Below are 5,016 nucleotides of genomic sequence, written 5' to 3'. Positions count from 1 at the left end.
CAACAACTTCTCCGATCTGTTCAGCAACGAGGCGCGACCGTTCGTCACCTGGTACAAGAACGCGCTGCTCATCGCGCTCGTCGGTTCGGTGTTCAGCGTCTTCATCGGCGCGTGCTCCGCGTTCGCGTTCTCGCGCCTGCGCTTCCGAGGCCGCCGGGCGATGCTGCTCGCGCTGCTGCTGCTGCAGATGTTCCCGGCGCTGCTCGCGTTCGTCGGCCTCTACATCACCTTCTCGAAGATCGGTGAGGTGATGCCCGCGTTCGGCCTCAACACCACGTGGGGGCTCATCCTCGTCTATCTGGGCGGCGCGATGGGATCGAACGTGTGGCTGCTCAAGGGTTACTTCGACACCGTTCCGAAGGAACTCGACGAGGCCGCGTTCGTCGACGGCGCCTCGCATGCCCGCGTGTTCTTCAGCCTGACGCTGCCGCTCGTGCGCCCGATCCTCGTCACGGTGTTCATGGTGTCGTTCGTCAGCCTGTTCGGCGAGTTCATGCTCGCGAGCATCTTCCTCACCGACGTCGACAAGCAGACCCTCGGCGTCGGCCTCTACGGCATGACGGTCGGCAACGACCGCAACGCCCTGTTCGGCCAATTCTCGGCTGGTGCGCTGCTCAGCTCGATCCCGATCATGGCGCTGTACCTGGCCTTCCAGAAGCAGCTCATCGGTGGTCTCACCACCGGCTCGGTGAAGTGAGCTCGGACCGTCGCGGCGCGACGGGAGCGGGCGCGTGAGTGCCACCGAGGACGCGATGCTCAGGCGTGGCGGCGACGAATCGCCGCCGCGCCTGCAGCAGATCGCTGCTGCTGCGGGGGTCTCGCAGGCGACCGTCTCGCGCGTGCTCAACAACAAGGCCGGCGTCGCCGAGGCCACGCGCCGCAGCGTCCTCACCGCCGTCGACGTCCTCGGCTACGAACGCCCCGTGAGCCTGCGCCGCGCGGGGGCTGGCGCCATCGGCCTTGTCGTGCCCGAACTCGACAACCCGATCTTCCCCGCGCTCGCACAGGCCGTCACGACGCGGCTCGCTGCAGCGGGGTACACCGCCGTCCTGTGCCCGACGAGCGCCGGCGGGGTGCAGGAGGATGAGTACCTTTCGATGCTGCTGGAACGCGGCATCGCCGGACTCATCCACGTCTCGGGTCGCCACGCCGACACGACGGCGTCGATCGCGCGCCATCAGGAACTCGTCGCGCAGGGCCTGCCCGTCGTCCTCGTCAACGGCCACCGCGACGACCTCGCCGTCACGTCGTTGTCGACGGACGACCGCGTCGCGGTGCGCCTCGCCGTCAGCCACCTGCTGAGTCTGGGGCACCGCCGGCTCGGTCTGGCCGTCGGGCCGGCACGCTACACCCCGTCGATCCGCAAGCTGACGGCGTTCCGCGACGCCGCGGCCGAGTTCGGGTTCGAGGCGCTCGTCGAACACACGTGGTTCAGCGTCGAGGGCGGCGAACTCGCGGGAACGCAGCTCACCACGCGGGGCGCGAGCGGCATCATCTGCGGCTCGGACCTCATGGCGCTCGGCGTCATCCGCGGAGCGCGCCACGCGGGCTTGGACGTGCCGAGGGAGCTCTCCGTCGTCGGATTCGACGGCTCGGCGATGACGGAGCACACCTCGCCGCCGCTGACGACGGTGCGCCAGAACGTCCCCGCGCTCGCCGACGGCGCCGTCGACACGCTGCTCGACCAGATCCGTGGGCTCGCAGCGGCCGCGCCGTGCGCCCGTGAGCTGGTGCTTGCGCCCGACCTCGTCGTGCGCGCCTCTACCGGCCCGCCTCCGGTGCGCTGACGGCGCCCTCCCCGGCGTCGGCGTCGTCTCGGACGTCGGCGTCGTCTCGTGGCGCGTTGCGCCGCGCCTTCGTCAGCGCGCCGAGCAGAGCGTCGAGCAGCGGCGGGACGTCGGTGCAGCCGGGGACGCGGTGCGCTGCGGCGGTGTCGCCGTCGCCGACCTTGACGCCGATGTCGCTTCCCGCGCGCAGCGTCGTGAACACCGTCTCGTCGGTGACGTCGTCGCCCAGGTAGAACGTCGCACGCAGGTTGCGCTCGGCGGCGAGGGCCGCGAGTGCCGCGCCCTTCGACACGTCGAGCACGGACAGTTCGACGACGGCCTTGCCGCGCATCGCGTGGACGCCCGGGACATCCTGCGGGACGGCGAGCGCCGCGCAGGTCGCGCGCTCAGCCTCGTCCTCGTCCATGCCGCGGGTGTGCAGGACGACGCCGGCCGGCTTGTACTCGACGCGTGCCGCGGGCAGTCGTTCGGCGATCGCCTCGAGCGCGTGGGTGGCGCCGTCGAGGGCGGCGCGCTCGACGTCGCTCAGCGCGCTGCCGCCCGAGGCGGCGGAGCCGAGGGTGGTCGAGATCTCTGCGCCGTGGCTGCCGATGAGGACAATGGGGGAGGACTCGTCGATCCCCGTCAGCGCGCGCAGGGTGGCGAGGTCACGACCCGATGCGAGCGCGACGCTCACGCCCGGTAACGCCGCCATCGCACTGAGTGCCTCGATCGTGCCCGGTTGCGGGCGGGCGCTCGCGGGGTCGAGGACGATCGGCGCGAGCACCCCGTCGAAGTCGGAGGCGACGAGCACGTCACCGCGGCGCGCGAAAGCACCCAGCTCCTCGCGTGACGGCGGCCGCAGCGGCGTCGCGGTCACGATGCGGCCTGCGTCGACGGCGCCTTCGGGGCGGCCTCGAGGCTCGCGAGGTAGTTCTTCGCCCACTGCTGCACCGAGTTCTCGCTCACGAGGGCACGCATCGAGTCCATCCGCTGACGACGCTGGGGCGCCGGTGCGTCGACGGCCTTCATGATCTGCTGCTTGAGACCCGCGATGTCGTGCGGGTTGCACAGGTAGGCGTCGCTCAGCTCCGTCGCGGCGCCGGTGAACTCGGACAGCACGAGCGCCCCGTCGTCGGCGCAGCACGTCACGTACTCCTTCGCGACGAGATTCATGCCGTCGCGCAGCGGCGTGACGAGCATGATGTCGGCGGCCGCGAACATCGCCGCCATCTCCTCGCGGTCGAACGAGCGGTGCAGGTACGTGAGCGCCGTCGCGCCGATGCTCGAGAAGTCACCGTTGATACGCCCGACCGTCAGCTCGATCTGGTCGCGCAGATCCATGTACGCCTTGACGCGCTCGCGGCTCGGCGTCGCGACCTGGATGAGTTTGTGCTTGCTCGGGTCGAGCCGCTCGTCGGCGAGCAGTTCGCCGAACGCCTTGAGGCGGTGACGGATGCCCTTCGTGTAGTCGAGGCGATCGACGCCCAGCAGGATCTTCTCCGGGTTGCCGAGCTGCTCGCGGATCTCACGCGCCCGCGCCTGCACCGAATCCGACTCGACGATCTCGCGCAGCCCCTCGACGTCGATCGAGATCGGCACCGCGGCTGCGCGCACCTGACGTTCGCCGAGGTCGACGACGTCGCCCGTCACGTCGAGGTCGAGGTACTGACGCACCGCGCGCAGGAAGTTGCCCGCGTCCTCGGTGCGCTGGAAACCCAGGAAGTCGGCGCCGAGCAGCCCCTCGAGGATCTCCTCGCGCCCGGGCAGCTGCGCGAACAGCTCGACGGCGGGGAAGGGGATGTGGTTGAACCAGCCGATGCGCAGGTCGGGGCGCATCTCGCGCAGCATCTCCGGCACGAGCTGCAGCTGATAGTCGTGCACCCACACCGTCGCGCCCTGCGCGGCGACCTCGGCGCAGGCGTTCGCGAAGCGACGGTTGACGCGGCGATACACCGAACGCCAGCTGCGACGGAACGTCGGCGTGATGATGACGTCGTGGTAGACGGGCCACAATGTGTCGTTGCTGTGGCCCTCGTAGTAGTCGGCGACCTCCTGCTCCGACAGCGCGACCGGGTGCAGGTGCATGCCGCCGTCGTCGAACGGCTCGGGCGCCTCACCTGGGTCGCCCGCCCAGCCGACCCAGGCGCCGTCACGCCCACGCATGACGGCGTCCATCGCGGTGACGAGGCCGCCGGGGGAGCGGCGCCACTGCGACTTGCCGTCCGGCGTCGTCACGCGGTCGACGGGCAGCCGGTTGGCCGCGACGACGAAGTCGTAGGTCTCGCTCATCGGAAAGTTCCTTCGCTCATCGGTGCGCGGGACGAACAGGTGCGGCGTGCGCTCGAATTCGGCGGGGCGCCGGGGCCGTTCGCGTCTTCGTCACGAGCCTATCGCGGGGCGGCGGGGGCGTGCCGGGCCGCGTCGATCCAGCACTTTGTCATGTGCGCGGCCTACCGTGGAGCCATGACGTCCCCGGAGCCTCCTGAGCCGACACGCGCCGGACACCGTCTGCCGCGGCGCACCCACCCGACGCCGTCGCCGACGCCCGAGCGTCACGACGACGCGACACAGGTGGCGCCGCAGGGCACGCGGACACGGCAGGGCTCGGGCGCTCACGCGGCCACCCCGGCCGACGGTGGGGACGTCGTCGGCCACTTCCGCATCCTCGACAAGATCGGCGAGGGCGGCATGGGCGTCGTCTACCGCGCGCTCGACACCCGAAGCTCGGACGGGCGGGAGGTCGCCGTCAAGGTGCTGCGCCCGCACATCGCCTACGACCCCGACGCGCGCACCCGCCTCGCGCGGGAGGTCGCGACGCTGGAACGCGTCCACACACCCGGCGTCGCCGCCGTCATCGCCGCGGACCCGTACGGCGAGCGCCCGTACATCGCCACCGAGTACGTGCCCGGCATCCCCCTCGACGAGGTCGTCAAGCGCCGCGGGCCGTTCGAGCCCGACGCGCTGGCGCGCCTCGGGCGCGACCTGGCCGTCGCCATCCAGGCCATCCATGACGCCGGCGTCGTCCACCGCGACCTCAAGCCGAGCAACGTGCTCATGGTCGACGGGCGCCCCGTCGTCATCGACTTCGGCATCGCCCACATCGCCGACGATGCGCGCCTGACGTCGACCGGTCTCGTCATGGGCACCCCCGGCTACCTCTCGCCCGAGCTCGTCGAGGGTGCGCCCGTGTCGACGTCGACCGACTGGTGGGGCTGGGCCGCGACGCTCGCCTTCGCCGCGCAGGGCG

At 71.1% G+C, this 5,016-nt stretch carries 5 protein-coding genes; 3 read left to right on the top strand and 2 right to left on the bottom strand.

Going from position 1 to position 5,016, the window contains the following annotated elements; all coding sequences use genetic code 11:
- Together AX669_RS07085 and AX669_RS07080 are read left to right on the top strand one after the other, a co-directional pair.
- Nucleotides 1-697 (top strand): sugar ABC transporter permease (locus AX669_RS07085; protein WP_062257488.1); only part of this gene is annotated, 697 nt, incomplete at its 5' end.
- 34 nt (nt 698-731) lie between these two features.
- Entirely contained in the window at nt 732-1,787 is a 1,056-nt protein-coding gene (locus AX669_RS07080; RefSeq protein ID WP_231729469.1) for a LacI family DNA-binding transcriptional regulator, read from the top strand.
- Here the strand turns inward: AX669_RS07080 and otsB are convergent.
- Nucleotides 1,762-2,646, bottom strand: a complete 885-nt coding sequence (gene otsB, locus AX669_RS07075; RefSeq protein ID WP_231729468.1) for a trehalose-phosphatase — start codon at nt 2,644-2,646, stop codon at nt 1,762-1,764. The two genes, AX669_RS07080 and otsB, sit on opposite strands and share 26 nt — an antisense overlap.
- A complete protein-coding gene (locus tag AX669_RS07070) occupies nt 2,643-4,058 on the bottom strand; it encodes a trehalose-6-phosphate synthase (protein WP_062257486.1) in 1,416 nt (471 codons plus the stop codon). The genes otsB and AX669_RS07070 overlap by 4 nt, the downstream gene beginning before the upstream one ends.
- A gap of 174 nt (nt 4,059-4,232) precedes the next feature.
- Here AX669_RS07070 and AX669_RS07065 point away from each other — a divergent pair.
- Nucleotides 4,233-5,016: serine/threonine-protein kinase (locus AX669_RS07065; protein WP_156444956.1), on the top strand; the 784-nt coding region annotated here is incomplete at its 3' end.

The sequence above is a fragment of the Dermacoccus sp. CCH2-D9 genome (genome assembly GCF_001556795.1).
In the GTDB taxonomy this organism is placed as follows: Bacteria; Actinomycetota; Actinomycetes; order Actinomycetales; family Dermatophilaceae; genus Dermacoccus; species Dermacoccus nishinomiyaensis.
This window is presented reverse-complemented; position numbering and strand designations above follow the sequence as displayed.

Bases quoted from the DNA above. Each gene is read 5' to 3' on its own strand.
- AX669_RS07070 (WP_062257486.1), bottom strand. From the start codon at position 4,058: ATGAGCGAGACCTACGACTTCGTCGTCGCGGCCAACCGGCTGCCCGTC.